Source organism: Paraburkholderia sp. RAU6.4a (assembly GCF_050435625.1).
Taxonomy (GTDB): Bacteria; Pseudomonadota; Gammaproteobacteria; order Burkholderiales; family Burkholderiaceae; genus Paraburkholderia; species Paraburkholderia tuberum.
This window is the reverse complement of record NZ_JBNDKQ010000003.1, coordinates 1,699,567-1,716,387: the sequence shown is the minus strand read 5'-3', so window position 1 is coordinate 1,716,387 and position 16,821 is coordinate 1,699,567. Positions and strand designations below refer to the sequence as shown.

Here is a 16,821-nt window from a genome sequence, read left to right as displayed (position 1 = left end):
TGTCCGCCTCAACGGTCACCGATCCCGATCCGTCGCCGTGCTAGCCATCTACGGCGTCAGCGTGCTCAGCCGGTTCGACGCCGCCACCGCGTCGTCGATCATCTCGTCGAAAATTGCCTCGACCTTCCTGACCGCGTCGGCAAACACCGCGGCATGCCCATAGTCGATCATGCCCTTGCGCGTGTCGCCGGTCACGTAAGCCTGGTGCGCGAGTGCGCCCATCACGTGAGGGCGGAACCGCTCGAACTCGCTCACCTGCGCGCGATCCAGTTCCATGACCGCCTCGGCGCTCTCGTTGCGCAGCACACGGTGATGATCGCGAATCGCAGACTTGACCACGACGCTTTCGCTGCCGTCGCCCGCCACCACCTTCGCCTTGACTTCAGGATGAATCCACAGCTCCTCGGCGACCATCATGCGCGTGCCCATGATGACCGCGTCGGCGCCCATCGCCAGCACGCCCGCAAGCTGCCGCCCGGTGCCGATGCCGCCGCCGATCACAACCGGTAAGCCGATTTCCCGCGGCGCCTGCGCGGCCTGCACGATGCTACCGATCTGGTAGATGCCTGGATGGCCGCCGCACTCATTGCCGACGACGATCACACCGTCGACGCCCATCCGCACCGCCGTATGTGCATAGCGCACAGCGGGCACCTTGTGCAAAACCTTGATGCCGGCCTCCTTGAGCAACGGCACGACCGCTTCGGGGCTCGCACCGGCGGTCTCCACGCAGGCAACGTTCTCTTCGATCAGAATGCGGATCTGTTGCTTGACGCGCTCCACTCCGCCCGCTTGCCGCGATATGTAGAGATTGACGCCGAAATTCTTTGCACCGGTGAGTTCACGACAGGTGCGCAACTCGTTGCGGAATTCGTCGGAATCAGGAAAGCCCGCGCCGACGATAAAGCCCATGCCGCCTGCGTTGACGACGGCCGCGACATACCGTGCGTCGGACACGCGCGGCCCAAGACCGCCGCAAAGTATCGGGTGACGAATGCCGAGCAGATCGGTGATTCGCGTCCTGAACATCTGGGGGCGCACGATGTCCTTCCCTCCTGCAGGTCAGCGAAACGAGATCGTGTGGCCGCCATCCACCGCGATCGTCTGGCCGTTGATATAGCCGCCCGAACGCGATGCGAGCATCACGGCTAGCCCGGCGATCTCGTCGACCTCGCCGAAGCGCTGTGATGGATTGCGACCCCGGTACCATTCGACCATCGCCTCGTCCTCCCATTGCGATCGCGCCATCTCGGTCTTGAAGGTGCCAGGCGCGATGCAATTGGCAGTGACACCCTTTGCGGCGAATTCCATCGCGAGGTTTCTCACGAGCTGCATGTCGGCGGCTTTGGTGAGCCCGTAGGTTCCCGTCACGGCATCGCCGAACAGTCCAACCACGGATGCCACCGAAATAAAGCGCCCATAGCCACGCTCGATCATGCCGGGCACGGTCATCTGCGCGAGCCAGATATTGCTCTGGACGTTGACCTGCATGAACTTGTTGAACGTTTCGTCTTGCAGATCGAGTGCCGAGCCTATCCACGGGTGAATCGCGGCATTGGCCATCACGATGTCGACTCTGCCCCACTCGCCGTTCGCCGCAGCCACGAGACCTTGCAATTCCGCTTTTCGGCCGATGTTGCAGGCAAACGGCAAGGCCACCCGAGTTCCGATCTTTTCGTTAATGGCTTGCGCGGCGGTTTCGCAGGCGTCGGCGTTACGGCCTGAAACGACGACCTTGGCGCCGTGTTCCGCCATGCCGAGCGCACTGGCATAGCCGATGCCGCGACTCGATCCGGTGACGATTGCGACCTTGTCCGTGAGGTCAAAAAGCGATGAGGGCATACGTACTCCACAAAAATGGAGGCTTGTCGATGAAAGCAAGATTCACCGGGCAGGATCAGGCTTGCTTGCGTTTCTGCTGGGCGATGAACGCCGACGCGATCTCGTGATGCTCATCGCTGAGCGTCGCCTCCAGTTGGCGTGCGAGGGTCGTGTCGAGCATCTGGGCCGCACTGCGATGGAGATGCAGGTTCATCAGCTTCTTGGTTTCGCGCAGTGCGTGGCGCGGTTGCTTGAGCAGCTTTTGCGCAAGAGTCATAGCCTCTTCCATCAGCTTGTCGGGTTCGACAACGCGATTGGCCAGACCGAAATCAACGGCTTGCTGCGCTGTGATGCGATCTCCAGTAAAGATCAGTTCTTTCGCCCGCAGCAGACTGGTATAGAGCGGCCACGACACGGAGATCCCATCTCCGACGACGAGACCAATGTTGATATGCGGCTCGGCGAGAAAAGACTTCTCCGACATCAGAACGATATCGCACAGCGTAGCCATCGTCGCGCCCCAACCGACGGCTGGCCCGTTGACGGCGGCAATCAGAGGAATCGGCACGTCGATGAAACCGTGGATCGTTTGCCGCGCGTTCTCTTGCACGCTGCGCGCAAAATCGGGGTCGTCGAGCGTCCTGACGAAGTGATTCATGTCTCCGCCGGCGCTGAACGCCCTTCCCGCACCGGTGAGAATCCCGACGCGCGCCTCGGGATCCGAGGCTAGCGCAGCAAACAGCTTGGGGTAACTGAAGAGCATCTCGGTGGTCGACGCGTTCAGATCGTCTGGTCGATTGAGCGTAATGATCCGCAGGCCGCCGTCGGCCGTCACCTGAATGTCGTCTGGAAGATCGTAGAGATTTGCCATGCGAGTCCCCTCAGGGCGAAATTGTTGATTGAGCCAGCGTCACGGCCCTCGCGTCGCGCGCTTCGCTCAGGCAAGCGATTATTTCCCCACCTGCCACGCCATGCCGCCGCTTTGCTTTCTTTGCGCCAATGCCGCCTTCTCGATCCGCAACGCCTCTTCCAGCGAAGCTAGCGCACCCTGATCGATCACCCGCTTGACCGTCGCGACGAGCTCGGGGCGGCGGCTCGCAATCGTCTTCGCTAGTGACGCTGCCCGCTCCATCAGTTGCTCGTGGCTGACCACCTCGTTCACGAGGCCGATGCGCAACGCGGTGGCCGCGTCAATCGGATCGCTCGTCAAGCTGAACTGCTTCGCCCACCGCGGACCCACGCTATACGGCAACCTCGCGGTCATGCCGCCCCCCGCGAGCGCGCCGATTTTCGTGTGCGTGTCGGCAAAGCGCGCACGCTCGGACGCGATGATGAAATCGCACCCCATTGCAAGTTCCAGCCCGCCTGTAACGGCAGCGCCGTTGACCGCCGCGATTACCGGCTTGGTGATGCGCGGCCACATATCGATCATGTCCGCGACCCGCGTGCGCGGCGCATCGGGCGCGGAAAAATCATTCAGGTCGAGCCCAGCACAAAAGGCCGGATCGGCGCCCGTCACGATGAGGACGCGCAGACTTTGGTCCGCTTCGAAACGATGCAATGCGTCGACCAGCGCTTCGGTCAATGCGAGGTTCAGTGCGTTGCGGGCCGCGGGCCGGTTCAGTGTCAACGTGAGAACCGTTTCGTCACTCCGCATGCCGAGCAGATCGGTTGCATTTGCGTTCATGGCAATGCCTCGAAAGGGTTCACGCCGCCGCGACCATTGCCTCGTGCTGAATCTGGCGTGCGTAGCGATTCAGGTGATAGTCCGCGTTGCCGAACAATGCGTCGAGCACCAGATGACGGCGATAGTGATGGCCCACCTTGTATTCATCCGTGATGCCGTAGCCACCGTGCAACTGGATACCCTGTTGCGTGACGAACTTCGCGCTACGAGTGGTCTGTGCCTTGCAGCCCGAGATTTCGACGCTCCGGTTCTCCCTGTCCTCGCTGATGGAGAGCAACGCACGGTGCAGTGTTGCGCGCGCCTGCATCGCTTCGATCGCCATGTCGGCCATCCGGTGTTGCAGCGCCTGGAAGCTGCCAATCGCCACCCCGAACTGCTTGCGCGTTTTCAAGTACTCCGACGCGAGCTCGATAGCGTCTTCCATATCGCCCACCAGTTCGGCACAGATCGCAACGGCCGCTTCGTCAACGGCGGCCTGCAGTCCTTCGAACGCTCGCCCAGCCTCACCCAGAACATTCGATTCTGCGACGATCACACCATCGAGCAGCAAGTCGGCAGATGGCGTGCCGTCGAGCAGCGCGCAAGTCTTCAGCGTCACGCCTGCCTGCTTCGGATCGACGACGAAAACCCCGATGCCGTCCGTGGCATCGGCTGCACCCGCCGCTCGAGCGACGACGAGCAGACGGTCTGCAACGGGCGCTCCAACCACGAGCGTCTTATAGCCGTCCAGCCGCCAAGACCCGTCCTCTGTCTTCTTCGCGGTGGCCGTCACGTAATGCACCTGACCCCGCGCCTCGCGCTCACTCTGCGCGACCGCATAGACAGTCTCGCCCGAAACGATCTCGCCAAGTATCGCCTCGCGCTGCCCGTCTCGCCCGCAGCGCGTGACAAGCGACGCAGGAAACACACCACACATCACGTATGGCTCCAGCACCAGCGCGCGCCCGATCTGCTCGGCCACGATGGCGCTTTCGACTGACGAGAAACCGAGCCCGCCCAATTCATCCGGCACCGCGACACCGAGCCAACCCATTTCGCCGAACCTACGCCACGTCTCGCGCGAAAATCCGCCTCCTTGCGAAGCAAGATTGCGACGATGTTCGAACGTATAACTCTTTTGCAAGAAGCGTTGCGCGCTTTCCTGCAACATCCGCTGTTCGTCGCTCAACTCGAAGTCCATGCTGCACCCTCTTTATGCCGGCAATTGATGCGATCCCACGTCTCGGGGATCGAAGACCGTTCGTGACTCGATATGGCGTCAAAGATCGAACAGTGCTTTGGCGATGATGTTTCGCTGAATTTCGGCCGTCCCGCCATAGATCGAGCAAGCCCGCCGATAGAAGACCTCTGCCGCCAGGCCTGGCGCGTATTCAGGTCCGATGAACTGGGCCTCGCGCAGTTCTCGCTCTTCATTCGGATCGGGATAGAACACGGCGCCATAATCGCCGATCACCTCCAGCAGCATCTCCGTGAGCTTCTGATGAAGTTCGGATCCGCGCACTTTGAGCATGGATCCGATCGCCATACCGCCGCTGCGCTCGTCTATCCCTTGATGCAGGATTTTCTGCACCGCCATGTCGATCGCGCGAACCTGCAATTCGTGCTGCGCGAAACGTGCCGCAAACGTCGGATCCTGGATCAATGGCTTGCCGGCCATCCGTTCGCGCGAGGCGTAGTGCCGGATCTTGCGCAGATAGCGCTTGAGGGCAGGCGCTTCAGCGCCAAGAAACGCCCGCTCGTTAAAGAGCAGAAACTTGGTGTATCCCCACCCCTTGTTGACCTCGCCGATAAGGTTTTCAGCGGGCACACGCACGTTGTCGTAGAAGACTTCCGCCAGGTGATGGCAGCCATCGAGCGACGCGATCGGCCGCACGGTAACGCCCGGCGACGACATGTCGAGCAGCAGGAAGGAAATGCCCTTTTGTGGCTTCGCTTCGCTATCCGTGCGGACCAGCACGAAATTCCATTGACCGTAGGCGCCGAAGCTGGTCCAGATCTTCTGTCCATTGACGATGTAGTGGTCTCCATCGAGAACCGCCGTCGTACGTAGCGATGCAAGATCGGAACCCGAGCCCGGCTCTGAAAAACCCTGTACCCAGAACACTTCACCACGCTGGATAGGAGGAAGAAAGCGGCGCTTCTGCTCTTCGTTGCCAAACTCGCAAATCACGGGTCCGACGAGCGACACGCCCGCCTGATTCTGTATCGGTGCGCCTGCCAGATAGCATTCTTCTTCGAAGATGTAACGCTGCATCGCGGTCCACCCCGTGCCGCCGTCAGCAACCGGCCAATGCGGCACTGACCAGCCGTGCGTTTCGTGCAAGATGCGAGTCCAGCGCTGTGAATCGTCGTCACCTGCCAGAAAGCCCTGCTGCCCGCGAAAGGCCAGGTCGGCGGGCAAATGCTCGTTGAGGAATGCACGAACTTCTTTGCGGAACGCGATGTCCGCGGGATCTACGCGAAAATCCATGGTTTAGCTTCCAGCGTTTTCAGTACGTTGAACCGCGGCGCGCGCCTCGATCTGCGCCCGCTGCTGCGCCAGCGTTGCCGACCAATGTGCGCGGCGTGGGCGGCACGCAATAAAGCTCGTCCACGACACCGCGCCGTCGCTCGAGCACATTGCGTTGGCTGATTGCGCTCTTTGCACTCAATTCGCCGTTATCGAGCGTCGGCTGCTCGCTTTCGAGCACGATGCGCGCAATGCGCGTAGAGCTGCCGCCAGGACGCGCGGCGAGCTGGTCGAGTCCGGTCTGGAAGAACGCGCGCACGCCGCGGCTGTTGATGATCTGGTCGGCGCCCGGCATCGGATCGTGAAGGTCGTCGCAAAGCGCACGGCACGCTTCGATGTCAGGGAAGACGAGCGCGCTCAGGTAGTCGCGGTCGTGCCCGGCAATCACGATATCCCGCGCATACGGGCCCCACACGTTCAGCGCGTACAGTCGCAACTCGGCGACGTTGACCCAGGTGCCCGAGGACAGCTTGAAATTTTCCGCAATGCGTCCGTCGAAGCGCAGTCCCAGTTCGAGGCGCTGCGGGTCGATGAACGTTGCTGCGTCACCGGAGCGGAAATAGCCTTCCTCGTCGAACGCGGCGGCGGTGCGCTCGGGATCTTTCCAATAGCCGGGCGTCACACAGTCGCCGAGGAAACGGATTTCCAGCTTCGCGCCGACCGGCGCCACCTTCACTTTGACGCCGGGCACGGGCAACCCCGCAATCGCTTCGCGTCGCGGATCCCAGGCCGCCGATAGCGGCGTTGGACCTGCTTCCGTGCTGCCGATGCCCGACATGATGAGCACACGCTGGCCGATGGTACGCACCGCGAGCTCGTCGAGTTGAGCCCAGATGTATTTCGGCAGACTTGCACCGCCGTAGTAGATGAGCGCGAGTTTGCTAAAGAATTTCTCGCGCAGTGCCTTGTCCGCCTGCAGATGCGGAATGAGCGAGGCCAACCCTTGCGGCGTATTGAGGTAGACCGCCGGCGCGATTTCACGCAATGCCTGCACCGTCGGGCCAATTTCCTCCGGCGTTGGCTTGCCTGGGTCCAGGTAGTAAGTCCCCCCGCCGTACAGCACCATGCCGAAGTTATGCGTGCCGCCAAAAGTGTGATGCCAAGGCAGCCAGTCGACGAGATCCGATGGCCCGTCCTGAAGAAACGCGAACACCTGGGCGACTTGCTGTCGATTGCTGCACAACATGCGCTGCGGGTAGATCACGCCTTTCGGTGCGCCTGTCGTTCCCGAAGTAAACATGATCTTGCCCACCGTATCCGGGCCGACTGCCTTGAACGCCTTGTCGACGTCGGCTGTAACCGGCGTCTTCAGCCACTGCGCGACGCGCGAACCGCCACGACCCTCCGGCAACGGACCGACGACGACACATTCCACGCCGCCGAACACCTCACGCAATGCGCGGCCATACTGCGCGCCGTCCTCCGCGAAGACGAGGCCGGGCGTGCATACGGCCGCGAGTTGCCTGAGCTTCGAAAAGTCCTGTGATAACAGCGAATACGCGGGCGTCACCGGGATATAGGGAATCCCGACGTGCAATGCGGCGAGCGCGAAGAGCGCGTGTTCAAAGCTTCGATCGGAGAGAATCATCAACGGACGAGACGGCGACAATCCTCGATCGAGCAGCGCCTGCCCCAGCGCACGCGCACCGTCGAACGCCTGGCGGTAGGTCAGAGACTCCCATGACTTGCCGTCCGGCGTCCGCCGCGCAAGCAACGCGCGCTCGGGCGTGACGCTCGCCCAGTGTTCGAGCCGCTCCGTCAAGCGGATCGGATACGCCTGGAGCGGTTCCTTCAGTTCATACACCACGCTTCCGTCTGGCCTTCGCTCGACGATGGCATCCATGCTGCCGACGCGAATCGGGCGAAACGGCACATCCATCAGCGCATCGTGCGAAGCCGTACCTGCATCCATCTGAGTCGTCCTGTTGTTATCTGGCAAATCATGTCCCGCGAGCGCTCGCATCGCCTTCCGATACCTGGAAATGTTGCGGGCCAAGTTCAACCAATAATTGAACGTCGATCATCTTGCTGAACCAGAATAACGCGAAATCCCAGCCACGTCTATCCGTCGTCACCCACGAGGAAGCCTGATAGCACACACGCAATCTGGCGCGAATGACGCGCGCAATGTCCGGCACGATCGCAGCTTTGCGCATCGCACAACAACGTGGACAGAAAACAAAAATTGCGCTAATTTCTGAACGCCATTCTCATTGTTAAACACGACACCGGGATTGCTCGATGGCGATTTGCTGACACTTGCGCATGACGGCGAGACGCATCGATTGCTGGTCGTCTCGACAGCGGGGCACGCAAGCAACCACGTGTGCCTGGTCCTTCTGGAAGACGGACTGCTATTCAGCGGCGATCACATTCTGAATGGCAGCACGACCATCATCGATCCTCCCGACGGCAACATGACGGCGTACCTTACGTCACTCGACCGGTTGAACGCGATTTGCACCGAACGTGAGATCGACTTTATTCTGCCCGCCCATGGGTACGTGCTGGACCGACCGCATGACCAGATCGCCCGCCTCAAGGCACACCGTCTCGCCCGGGAAGCAAAGATCGCCGGCGCGGTAAAGGCACTGCCGACCGGTTCGATCGACGACTGGCTGCGTCTTGCCTATACCGATGTTCCCGAAAGGCTCTGGCCTGCGGCATCCCGGTCGCTGCTGGCGCATCTCGAACGACTCGACGAACAAGGTCGTCCGACTTCGCAGGCCTGATTGCGATCGTAATACATGCATCGGCTGCCACGCCCGCTAAAACCGGGGGCACGGGCAGCCTTGTTCGACGGCCGTCTTGTTGCGGACTCAGCTCGCTTCTACAAGCGCGGCCAGCCGGCCATGAATGAGTGCGCGCGCCTCGGCGACCATCCGACTCACGAGTTCCGCGCAGGTGGGAATATCCTCGATAAGCCCGATTGCGAGGCCAGCCGGAAACGTTCCGTCTTCGGTGTCACCCGTCTCGTACACTCGCTTACCGCGCTCACCGCTCACCAGCGGCTTGAGATCCGCAAACGTCACACCCTCTTTTTGCTCGAGTTCCAACACTTGCTCTGCTACCGAATTCCTGAAGATACGCGACGTGTTCTTCAGCGTGCGGAAGATCAACGCCGTATTGCGCTCGTCATGCTCTACGAGCCTGCGCTTGACGTTCTCGTGAATCGGCGCCTCCCGCGTTGCCATGAAGCGCGTACCCATATTGATCCCATCCGCGCCGAGCGCGAGCGCGGCGACCATGCCGCGCGCATCGGCAATGCCGCCTGAAGCAAGCATCGGAATACGCAGTTTCGCGGCCGCGGCCGGCAACAGGATCAGATTGGGCACGTCGTCCTCGCCCGGATGTCCGGCGCACTCGAATCCGTCCACGCTCACGGCGTCGCAGCCCAACGCCTCCGCTTTCAGCGCGTGACGCACCGACGTGCACTTGTGGATGACCTTGATTCCCGCAGCCTTGAATGCGGGCATATATGGCTCGGGATTGCGTCCCGCCGTCTCGACGATCTTCACACCGTTCTCCACGACCGCTTGCACGTACTCGTCGTACGGCACTGGCTTGATCGTCGGCAGAATGGTCAGGTTGACGGCGAACGGCTGATCCGTCATTGAGCGAACCCGAGCGATCTCGTTGCGCAGCGCCTCGGGCGTGGGCTGCGTCAGAGCAGTGATGGTGCCGAGCGCACCGGCGTTCGAGACGGCGGCGGCAAGTTCAGCTCGACCCACCCACATCATGCCCCCTTGAACAATGGGGTATCGAATCCCAAGCAGCTCTGTAATGCGCGTTTTCATGTGCTGATCCCTGTGTAAGTGCAACCTGATTTTTCGACCCGCAATGGTCGAACGCCGCGTGCAAGATGCGCCGGTAGTTTGTATTTACGAACACCGTGCAATTATATACACTTCCTCCACATCGCCGACACTCGTGTGCCGCACTCGCGGACGCCGATGCGATTGCACGAGGCATGAATGATCAGGAGAGTTGATGAATAAACGAGACAATCAGCTTGGCGCTGAGGAAGTGTCGATTCGCCCCACGCCGGACGAGGCGGAACAAGCCGTGCGCACGCTGATCCGATGGGCCGGTGACGATCCCGAAAGGGAAGGTCTCATTCAAACACCTGCACGGGTCGCGCGCGCATATCGCGAGTTCTTCTCGGGCTATGACTCCGATCCGATGCAGATTCTCGCCACCACGTTTTCCGAAGTGGATGGCTACGACGAGATGGTGGTGCTAAAGGACATCCGTTTCGAGAGCTACTGCGAACACCATATGGTGCCCATCATCGGACGTGCGCACGTTGCCTACTTGCCCGAGCATCGCGTGGTCGGCATCTCCAAACTCGCGCGCCTCGTCGATGTCTATGCCAAGCGCCTACAGATTCAGGAGAAGATGACCGTTCAGATCGCCGATGCGCTGAACACCGTGCTTCAACCGAAGGGAGTCGCTGTCATTCTCGAAGCCGCGCATCAGTGCATGAGTACGCGAGGCGTGCACAAGCCCGGCGCATCGCTGGTGACGAGCCGAATGCTGGGCGCATTCCGTGACGATCCTTCCACCCGCCGCGAGTTTCTGTCGATTGTCGGTCACAGCACGATTGCGCCATTACCCAATAGCTGAAAGCAAACGTCGGCTTGCTGCCGACGTTGGCTTTCATGGCAAATCGATGCTGGTATCCGTGGCAAGCGTCGTTGCCGGCTTGCGTCTGGCCTTAAACCTCGCTGGGTTGGCGCGTCTTTAAAGGCCGTTCGTAAGAGACGTCTTCACGATTTCGTGCACTGACGCCATTGCCCATCAGGATTTCACGCCACGCAGTGGGCACTTCCGCAGGGGTCAGTTCGTTGATCGCTTCGGAGATGCAGACACGGGCGGCAATCGCCCACACGCCATCACGCTTTTCGAAGCGGTCGATATAGCGCCCCACCGCTAGCGTGTCTGGCTTGACGCGATTTTCTCCGAAGAAGAGCCAGTACGTCTCCCCGTGCGCCTCGTCGCCCTGCAATTCGACGCTGTGATTGAACACCATATGGTGGTGCGACAACTGATGCTCGGTATGATACGCAAAGGCCCAGTCAACGAATTCCTCTGCATCCCCGACGAATGCGCCGTGGTCGTCGATTGCGTCCGGATGGTACGCCGACAGCGTCAACTTCCGGTCCATGCGATCGACCCCGCGGCAATAGCGGTGTACGCATTCGAGTATGTCCTGCTTATCCAACAGTGCTTCGACGCGCGCGCTCAGTTCTTCATTCATGGCTTCTACCGTTAGATAGTCATGGCGACAAAAAAGACGACCGCACCAATCACGGCGCCAATGAAGCAACAACCCTCGCCTGTCGACAAATCGGCTTCCTGCGCTCGCGCACGGCTCGCAATCGCACATCCGATGACGCCCGCCAATGCCGTCGCCCCGAGCACCGCAAACATCATCACGACGTCGAAGAGTGCGGACCGGCCTAGCTCTTCCATGCGCACATCGCGTTGCAGCAGCCAGACCGCCGCCGCCGAAATCGACAGGAGAATGAGTGGGAGCCATACTCTACGCGCTTCCCGAGCGCTCTCGCGAGTCAGCGTTTTCATCGCGCACGGCCCTCCGTCCGCAGCTTGCCCAGAGCACGAGGCGCCACCGCGCCCAACACGCGCGCCGCCCAATTCGATTGTTTTGCGCGAGCCGATTCGTCCGACGACGGAGCGCCCTTTTCAGCGCGCTGGCGACGATAGTCGTACGTATAGTCTGCAAGAGGACCACGTAAATCGCTGTCGAGAAAGTACATCGCATGTCTCCGATCAGGCTTATGCTCTCGGGCGCTTGCATGGCGCCTCTTGATGGACATCCTATGCCATGGAATATGGTTATGCAACACGTCGTTCAATTAATGGCGTCGGTGTTTTCACTACCCGACAAGGCTCAGACCGACGCGCATGCGCGAGCGCCCGCTGCACACACATGGACGTGTGTGCGAACGGGTCGGCAATCAATCGGGGAAAGGCAATTGCAGCGCCAAGCCGCGTTCTCGACGCAGCTTGGCGATTCGAAAATGACACGCAGACGAGTGATCAGGAGACCTGGAAGCCGCCGTCGACAGCGAGAAGCTGACCGGTGACGTAGTCCGATGCCGGCGACGCGAAAAACAACACTGCCCTGGCGATATCGGAGGCGACGCCGATGCGGCCCAGCGGCATGCGACCAGGTTGGGTGATCGGCCCGTGAGCCTGATGAACCTTCGTCGATGCGGCCGCGCCCTCGGTTGCCACGCCGCCGGGCAGCACTGCGTTCACGCGAATTCCGTCTGCTGCGAATTCGAGCGCTGCCACCTTGGTGAGGTTGTTCACGCCCGCCTTCGACGCGCCGTAGTCACCGTTGTCGAAAATCACCGGCTGCAGCGAAGCCACCGACGAAATATTGATAATGGAACCGCCGTTTTTGGCACCTTGCATTCGCTTGATCGCTTCTCGCATGCAGAGGAAGGTGCCGCGCAAGTTGATGCCGAGCACCTTGTCCCACTTTTCTACCGACGTCTCGACGAATTTCGTCTTCGGATAGATGCCCGCGTTGTTCACGAGAATGTCGAGGCGCCCAAGTTTGGCCTGCACCGTTTCGTACATCGCAAGAATCGACGATTCATCGCTGATGTCCACTTTGATCGCGATAGCCTTGCCAGACGCACTTTCGATTTGGCTGGCCGTCTGCTGCGCCGCTTCCTCATTCAGGTCCGCCGCGACCACCGCCGCGCCGGCCGACGCCAGCAGCAAAGCCGTCTCGCGGCCGATGCCTGAGCCTGCCCCTGTTACCACCGCCACTTTCTGATCGAGATTGAAAAGACTCGCCACATTCGTGCTCATTGCTCCTCCTTTGGCTCGCCGCGCGAGCGGGTTATTTTCTGAACGTCATTCGCAAAGATAAACACACCACTTTGGCGTGTCAAGATGAACGAGAAGCGGATGACGAAAGGAGCAGCATGGACGAAGCTGTCGAGCAGTGCGATTGCGCGTATCACCCCGCCGCCGGCGACGCGATATCGCGCATGATGTCGAGCATCGAACGGTGGTAGGGCTTGTGAGGTCTATCGGCCCACACCAGCGACACCTCAGTTTCGCCTGAAGCCGGAACATCCTCGATGTCGACGAAGGCGACGCCCTCCACGGGCAGGTATCGCGCCGAGTCCAGCATCAGACCGATGCCCAGTTCATGAGACACGAGGTTGAGCATCGTATATGGATGGCGCGCTTGCTGGGTCACCCGCGGCGACAGCCCCGCCTCGCGGCGCGCTGTCTCGAACGCAGCGAACAGCGGCTGCGACATCTGCTGAGGGAACATGATGAGCGGGTATCGCGCGAGATCCGCGATACGAATTGAAGGCTGCGCCGCCACGGGCCACTTCGCCGGAACCGCGGCCACCACACGCAGACGCTCGATGACCACGCTTTCCAAACTGGAGACGTCCGCCGAACTGGTGACTACCACGCCCAGGTCGATGCTGCCGTTTTTCACGCTGGCGACGGTCAAAGCACTGCCGCGCTCGATCAACCGGACGTCAACGCCCGGCCATTGCTTGCGAAGTCCCTGAATGGCTAGCGGCATGATTCGCAGCGCACACATCGGCACGAACGCTACGCTCAGGCTCGCCAGTTCGTCGGCGGCTTGCCGCACGCGCCGCTCGGCCAGCTCCGCTTGCGCGATCAGTGGCTTCGCTTCCGCGAGCAACGCGGCTCCGGCGGCTGTGAGCGAAACGCCTCGCGGTGTACGTTCGAGCAGCTTGATACCGAGCTGCTCCTCCAGCCGCATGATCGACTGGCTGAGCGGCGGCTGCGCCATGCCCAGGCGCGCAGCCGCACGGCCAAAGTGCTGGGTCTCCGCAACCGCAACGAAGTGTCTGAGATGCCGCAATTCCATGACGTGATATGGCTTTGATATCGGGTGTCCCCAGCATATCGCCTTTGTCCCGTTGCGGTGCACTACGGACGAACCCTGGTCATATCGGGTGCGCACTATCTTGACGTCCAGCACCGTTCAACATACATTTTTAGAATGTCGTTCTACAATGCGAACAATGACCAAGGCGACTCGGGTGAGTCGCATCCGCTATCAATAGCCGCGCCGCCGCGGTTAAACAGGAGACGCAAATGAAGAGCCTCGAAGAAAAACTTGCCTATGGTTTAAAGGTATTCGGCGAAATCATGGGTGAAGACAAGGCAGCCGGCTTACGGGCCGCAAGCGAGTCCACCGGCTTCGGATCCGACATTTCACGCCTTGCCATCAACTACGCGTTCGCGGATGTCTGGGGCGACGACAAGCTCGAGCGCAAGCAGCGCAGCCTCGTCACGCTGGGCATTCTCATCGCGAGCCGGCAGACGCTCGAACTGAAGAACCACGTCCGCATTGCCGTGCGCAACGGTCTGAGCGCACGCGAACTCGAAGGGGTGCTGATTCAGGCGCTTCCGTATGCCGGGTTCCCAGCCGTCGCCTCCGCGACCACGGCCGTTCTGGAGACACTGCGGGAACTTGGCATCGACACCACGACCCGCACTTCGGAAGAACGCGGATTGCTGTGAGCCGACATCAGAGCGCCCCCGCGACCAAAGGAGACAATTTATGAGCACACCAGGCGTGGATATCGTGCCGACGATGCGCGAATTCAACGTTTCCAATGACCTGCTCGGCAATCACGCCGAGTTGCAAGAGCGCTGGAACGAAGACGGCTACCTGTTCTTTCGCGACGTTCTCTACCACGAGCCGCTGGAGCGCATGCGCGGTCTGCTTGTCGATCACCTCGACAGCAACGGCTTCGTGGACCGCAACGACCGAGACGTGCGATGGACTGGCAAAGACCGCGAAAATTTCAGCTTTTTTCCCGTGAAGGCGATGAACGAGCAGCGCGCGGCACGCACCGTGATGGAAGACCCCGCGGTTCGTGTATTCTTTCAGCGGCTATTCGGCGTACCGCTTTATTGGATACCTTTCACCGAATACCGCACCTCGCCGCCCGCTATCGACAAAAGCCGCACACGGTTCGACTTCATTCATGAAGATGCGATCTACAGCGATCGCCTCGATTTCATCATCTGCTGGATTCCGCTCAGCGATATCGATGCGCAAGTCGGCGGACTGGCCGTCGCGGAAGGATTGCATAAGCTTGCGTGCCTGCACAGGAAGGACGGCGACAAGATCATTCCTATCGATCTCGCGAGCGTGCCAGAAGACGCATGGCGCCGCACGAACTACCGCTTGGGCGACGTCCTGTTGATGAGCCGACGCACGCCGCACTCTGGTCTCAGCAATCATTCGGACCGTTTTCGTCTGTCACTCGACACACGCATCCTGCCGCACGGCGGAAGTTTCCCGTTTGAGCCCCGGCTGCCCTATGTGGGCACGCTGACGTCGATCGCATCGGACCAGATCGTCGTGCGCGACGCGCATGGTGAACATGTGTTGCGACTCGACGATACGAGTTATCTGCGCGGCCTCCAGGGCAACCGCCTGCGCGGAGACGAAATTGCCGGCGTTTATCAGCCGGGATCCGAGGTGATCGTTGCACATGAAGGCGACCTCGTTCAAACGCTGCGCCCGCAGCACTGATCGCCGTGTCAGGCGCAAAGACGAAGCTTCGTCTTTGCGCCTCGCGCCATTCGCCTTGCTCTCTGGCGTGGCAATTCTGAAGCATCGATCACTGGCATCCTTTGCTCGCGGATTTATGAATGTCGTGCTAATATCGGAACGGTTGCTTGTGAACAACCAGGCCGCGAGCCTGCAATGGCTGTCACAGGGTTAGCGGCATCGCGCGCAAGCCGCCAAGGCGTGACACGCCTGGCCAACGTCTACATTCGACCTCGGGACAAGTCATGATCGATTCATCCGCCGCGGTACTCGTCATCGGCGCCACTGGCGCACAAGGAGGCGCCGCGGCTCGCCATCTTCTTGCGGCTGGACGCAAGGTACGCTTCCTGACACGAAATCCAGACTCGCCGGCTGCGCGGGCACTCGTCGACATGGATGCGCAGGCGCTACGGGGAGATCTGGACGACCGCGACTTGCTCGCAAAAGCGATGGAGGGCGTCGGTTCCGTCTTCTCCGTTCTCCTGACTGATTTTGATCGCAGCGACAGGGAGCGCCGCCAGGGTTTTGCGCTCGTCAACGCAGCGCGCAACGCGGAGGTCCCGCAGTTCGTTCACACCTCCGTGGCGCAGGCCGGCAATCATGAGACGTTTCCTGGCTGGAGTGAGAAACGTTGGAACCGAAAATACTGGACGGACAAATGGGAAGTGGAAGAGGCCGTTCGCGCCGCGGGTTTCGAATCGTGGACGGTCTTGCAGCCTGCATTCATGATGGACAATCTCGCTGAGCCGAAAGCGGGCGCGATGTTTCCGCACCTGCGCGAAGGCTTGTTGCTCAGCGCGTTGCTACCCGACGCCCGACTCGACTGGATTGCCGCCGACGACGTGGGCGCGCTCGCGGCCAGCGCGCTAAACGATCCGCAACGCTGGCACGGTGAGACCGTGCCGCTGGCGTCGGAAAAGCTCACGATGTCTGAAGTTGCGCATCGCCTGAACAACGTTCTGGGCGCACAGATCAACGTTTTGCACGTGTCACCGGATGAAGCCCGAGCAAAGGGTCTCGCACCCGGATGGGTGAATGCACAGGAATGGATCAACGCAGTCGGGTACCGCGTCGATATCGATTCGCTTTCCAAACGTGGTGTCCAGCTCACCCCGACGGTGGACTGGATCGATGCGAATCGACAGCACATCGTACTCGCATAGCTGGTCGGTGGACCGCGTGTGCAAGCCTCAGGTAATGGAA

The 16,821-nt window shown here is 60.8% G+C and carries 17 protein-coding genes and 1 pseudogene; 5 read left to right on the top strand and 13 right to left on the bottom strand.

The features are described from left to right. Nucleotides 1-48: 48 nt before the first annotated feature. The 8 genes from OKW40_RS32515 to OKW40_RS32480 form a co-directional block, all read right to left on the bottom strand. A complete protein-coding gene (locus tag OKW40_RS32515) occupies nucleotides 49-1,041 on the bottom strand; it encodes an NAD(P)H-dependent flavin oxidoreductase (RefSeq protein WP_090808750.1) in 993 nt (330 codons plus the stop codon). Between the two features lie 21 nt (nucleotides 1,042-1,062). Beyond that, entirely contained in the window at nucleotides 1,063-1,842 is a 780-nt protein-coding gene (locus OKW40_RS32510) for an SDR family NAD(P)-dependent oxidoreductase (protein WP_184064267.1), read from the bottom strand. Nucleotides 1,843-1,897: 55 nt separating this feature from the next. Next, nucleotides 1,898-2,692, bottom strand: a complete 795-nt coding sequence (locus OKW40_RS32505; RefSeq protein WP_429493314.1) for an enoyl-CoA hydratase/isomerase family protein — start codon at nucleotides 2,690-2,692, stop codon at nucleotides 1,898-1,900. A gap of 78 nt (nucleotides 2,693-2,770) precedes the next feature. Continuing rightward, on the bottom strand, nucleotides 2,771-3,508 hold the full coding sequence (locus OKW40_RS32500; protein ID WP_429493313.1) for an enoyl-CoA hydratase: 738 nt from the start codon (nucleotides 3,506-3,508) through the stop codon (nucleotides 2,771-2,773). A 19-nt stretch (nucleotides 3,509-3,527) separates the two neighbouring features. After that, a complete protein-coding gene (locus OKW40_RS32495) occupies nucleotides 3,528-4,688 on the bottom strand; it encodes an acyl-CoA dehydrogenase family protein (RefSeq protein WP_429493312.1) in 1,161 nt (386 codons plus the stop codon). Between the two features lie 78 nt (nucleotides 4,689-4,766). Continuing rightward, nucleotides 4,767-5,978 (bottom strand): acyl-CoA dehydrogenase family protein, encoded by a 1,212-nt coding sequence (locus OKW40_RS32490; RefSeq protein WP_429493311.1) that lies wholly within the window; start codon nucleotides 5,976-5,978, stop codon nucleotides 4,767-4,769. Nucleotides 5,979-5,997: 19 nt separating this feature from the next. Continuing rightward, complete coding sequence (locus tag OKW40_RS32485; RefSeq protein WP_429493310.1) at nucleotides 5,998-7,929, bottom strand: AMP-binding protein; 1,932 nt, start codon at nucleotides 7,927-7,929, stop codon at nucleotides 5,998-6,000. 28 nt (nucleotides 7,930-7,957) lie between these two features. Then, nucleotides 7,958-8,173, bottom strand: a complete 216-nt coding sequence (locus OKW40_RS32480) for a hypothetical protein (protein WP_429493309.1) — start codon at nucleotides 8,171-8,173, stop codon at nucleotides 7,958-7,960. 78 nt (nucleotides 8,174-8,251) lie between these two features. Here OKW40_RS32480 and OKW40_RS32475 point away from each other — a divergent pair. Next, a pseudogene (locus tag OKW40_RS32475) lies at nucleotides 8,252-8,749 on the top strand (MBL fold metallo-hydrolase); the annotation flags it as partial. A gap of 87 nt (nucleotides 8,750-8,836) precedes the next feature. On the opposite strand, the gene OKW40_RS32470 reads toward OKW40_RS32475, so the two are convergent. Continuing rightward, the gene (locus OKW40_RS32470; RefSeq protein WP_184061979.1) at nucleotides 8,837-9,814 is read right to left on the bottom strand and encodes an NAD(P)H-dependent flavin oxidoreductase; all 978 of its coding nucleotides are present in this window, start codon (nucleotides 9,812-9,814) and stop codon (nucleotides 8,837-8,839) included. A gap of 193 nt (nucleotides 9,815-10,007) precedes the next feature. On the opposite strand from OKW40_RS32470, the gene folE reads away from it, so the two are divergent. After that, nucleotides 10,008-10,643: a GTP cyclohydrolase I FolE gene (gene folE / locus OKW40_RS32465; protein WP_184061980.1), complete on the top strand. Its 636-nt coding sequence runs from the start codon at nucleotides 10,008-10,010 to the stop codon at nucleotides 10,641-10,643. 91 nt (nucleotides 10,644-10,734) lie between these two features. Here folE and OKW40_RS32460 read toward each other — a convergent pair whose 3' ends face one another. The 4 genes from OKW40_RS32460 to OKW40_RS32445 form a co-directional block, all read right to left on the bottom strand. Beyond that, nucleotides 10,735-11,277 (bottom strand): nuclear transport factor 2 family protein, encoded by a 543-nt coding sequence (locus tag OKW40_RS32460; RefSeq protein WP_184032187.1) that lies wholly within the window; start codon nucleotides 11,275-11,277, stop codon nucleotides 10,735-10,737. Between the two features lie 11 nt (nucleotides 11,278-11,288). Then, nucleotides 11,289-11,603 carry a hypothetical protein gene (locus OKW40_RS32455; RefSeq protein WP_184061981.1) on the bottom strand — a complete coding sequence of 105 codons (315 nt, stop codon included), beginning with the start codon at nucleotides 11,601-11,603 and terminating at the stop codon, nucleotides 11,289-11,291. 477 nt (nucleotides 11,604-12,080) lie between these two features. Continuing rightward, complete coding sequence (locus OKW40_RS32450) at nucleotides 12,081-12,866, bottom strand: SDR family NAD(P)-dependent oxidoreductase (protein WP_090808728.1); 786 nt, start codon at nucleotides 12,864-12,866, stop codon at nucleotides 12,081-12,083. A gap of 151 nt (nucleotides 12,867-13,017) precedes the next feature. Further along, on the bottom strand, nucleotides 13,018-13,917 hold the full coding sequence (locus OKW40_RS32445) for a LysR family transcriptional regulator (protein WP_429493308.1): 900 nt from the start codon (nucleotides 13,915-13,917) through the stop codon (nucleotides 13,018-13,020). 230 nt (nucleotides 13,918-14,147) lie between these two features. Between OKW40_RS32445 and OKW40_RS32440 the strand changes: the two genes are divergently transcribed. The 3 genes from OKW40_RS32440 to OKW40_RS32430 all read left to right on the top strand — a co-directional run bounded on the left by OKW40_RS32440 (nucleotide 14,148) and on the right by OKW40_RS32430 (nucleotide 16,781). Continuing rightward, nucleotides 14,148-14,576, top strand: a complete 429-nt coding sequence (locus OKW40_RS32440; RefSeq protein ID WP_008917662.1) for a carboxymuconolactone decarboxylase family protein — start codon at nucleotides 14,148-14,150, stop codon at nucleotides 14,574-14,576. Then, nucleotides 14,467-15,600, top strand: coding sequence for a phytanoyl-CoA dioxygenase family protein (locus tag OKW40_RS32435; protein WP_429493307.1), 1,134 nt, complete (start codon nucleotides 14,467-14,469; stop codon nucleotides 15,598-15,600). The genes OKW40_RS32440 and OKW40_RS32435 overlap by 110 nt, the downstream gene beginning before the upstream one ends. Nucleotides 15,601-15,863: 263 nt before the next feature. After that, nucleotides 15,864-16,781, top strand: coding sequence for an NmrA family NAD(P)-binding protein (locus OKW40_RS32430; protein WP_429493306.1), 918 nt, complete (start codon nucleotides 15,864-15,866; stop codon nucleotides 16,779-16,781). The last annotated feature ends 40 nt before the right edge of the window (nucleotides 16,782-16,821 follow it).

What these genes read in the sequence shown, in the direction of transcription:
- OKW40_RS32510 (WP_184064267.1), bottom strand. Translation starts at nt 1,842, where the DNA reads ATGCCCTCATCGCTTTTTGACCTCACGGACAAGGTCGCAATCGTCACC.
- OKW40_RS32505 (WP_429493314.1), bottom strand. Translation starts at nt 2,692, where the DNA reads ATGGCAAATCTCTACGATCTTCCAGACGACATTCAGGTGACGGCCGAC.
- OKW40_RS32500 (WP_429493313.1), bottom strand. Translation starts at nt 3,508, where the DNA reads ATGAACGCAAATGCAACCGATCTGCTCGGCATGCGGAGTGACGAAACG.
- OKW40_RS32495 (WP_429493312.1), bottom strand. Translation starts at nt 4,688, where the DNA reads ATGGACTTCGAGTTGAGCGACGAACAGCGGATGTTGCAGGAAAGCGCG.
- OKW40_RS32490 (WP_429493311.1), bottom strand. Translation starts at nt 5,978, where the DNA reads ATGGATTTTCGCGTAGATCCCGCGGACATCGCGTTCCGCAAAGAAGTT.
- OKW40_RS32485 (WP_429493310.1), bottom strand. Translation starts at nt 7,929, where the DNA reads ATGGATGCAGGTACGGCTTCGCACGATGCGCTGATGGATGTGCCGTTT.
- OKW40_RS32480 (WP_429493309.1), bottom strand. Translation starts at nt 8,173, where the DNA reads ATGCGCAAAGCTGCGATCGTGCCGGACATTGCGCGCGTCATTCGCGCC.
- OKW40_RS32470 (WP_184061979.1), bottom strand. Translation starts at nt 9,814, where the DNA reads ATGAAAACGCGCATTACAGAGCTGCTTGGGATTCGATACCCCATTGTT.
- folE (WP_184061980.1), top strand. Translation starts at nt 10,008, where the DNA reads ATGAATAAACGAGACAATCAGCTTGGCGCTGAGGAAGTGTCGATTCGC.
- OKW40_RS32460 (WP_184032187.1), bottom strand. Translation starts at nt 11,277, where the DNA reads ATGAATGAAGAACTGAGCGCGCGCGTCGAAGCACTGTTGGATAAGCAG.
- OKW40_RS32455 (WP_184061981.1), bottom strand. Translation starts at nt 11,603, where the DNA reads ATGAAAACGCTGACTCGCGAGAGCGCTCGGGAAGCGCGTAGAGTATGG.
- OKW40_RS32450 (WP_090808728.1), bottom strand. Translation starts at nt 12,866, where the DNA reads ATGAGCACGAATGTGGCGAGTCTTTTCAATCTCGATCAGAAAGTGGCG.
- OKW40_RS32445 (WP_429493308.1), bottom strand. Translation starts at nt 13,917, where the DNA reads ATGGAATTGCGGCATCTCAGACACTTCGTTGCGGTTGCGGAGACCCAG.
- OKW40_RS32440 (WP_008917662.1), top strand. Translation starts at nt 14,148, where the DNA reads ATGAAGAGCCTCGAAGAAAAACTTGCCTATGGTTTAAAGGTATTCGGC.
- OKW40_RS32435 (WP_429493307.1), top strand. Translation starts at nt 14,467, where the DNA reads ATGCCGGGTTCCCAGCCGTCGCCTCCGCGACCACGGCCGTTCTGGAGA.
- OKW40_RS32430 (WP_429493306.1), top strand. Translation starts at nt 15,864, where the DNA reads ATGATCGATTCATCCGCCGCGGTACTCGTCATCGGCGCCACTGGCGCA.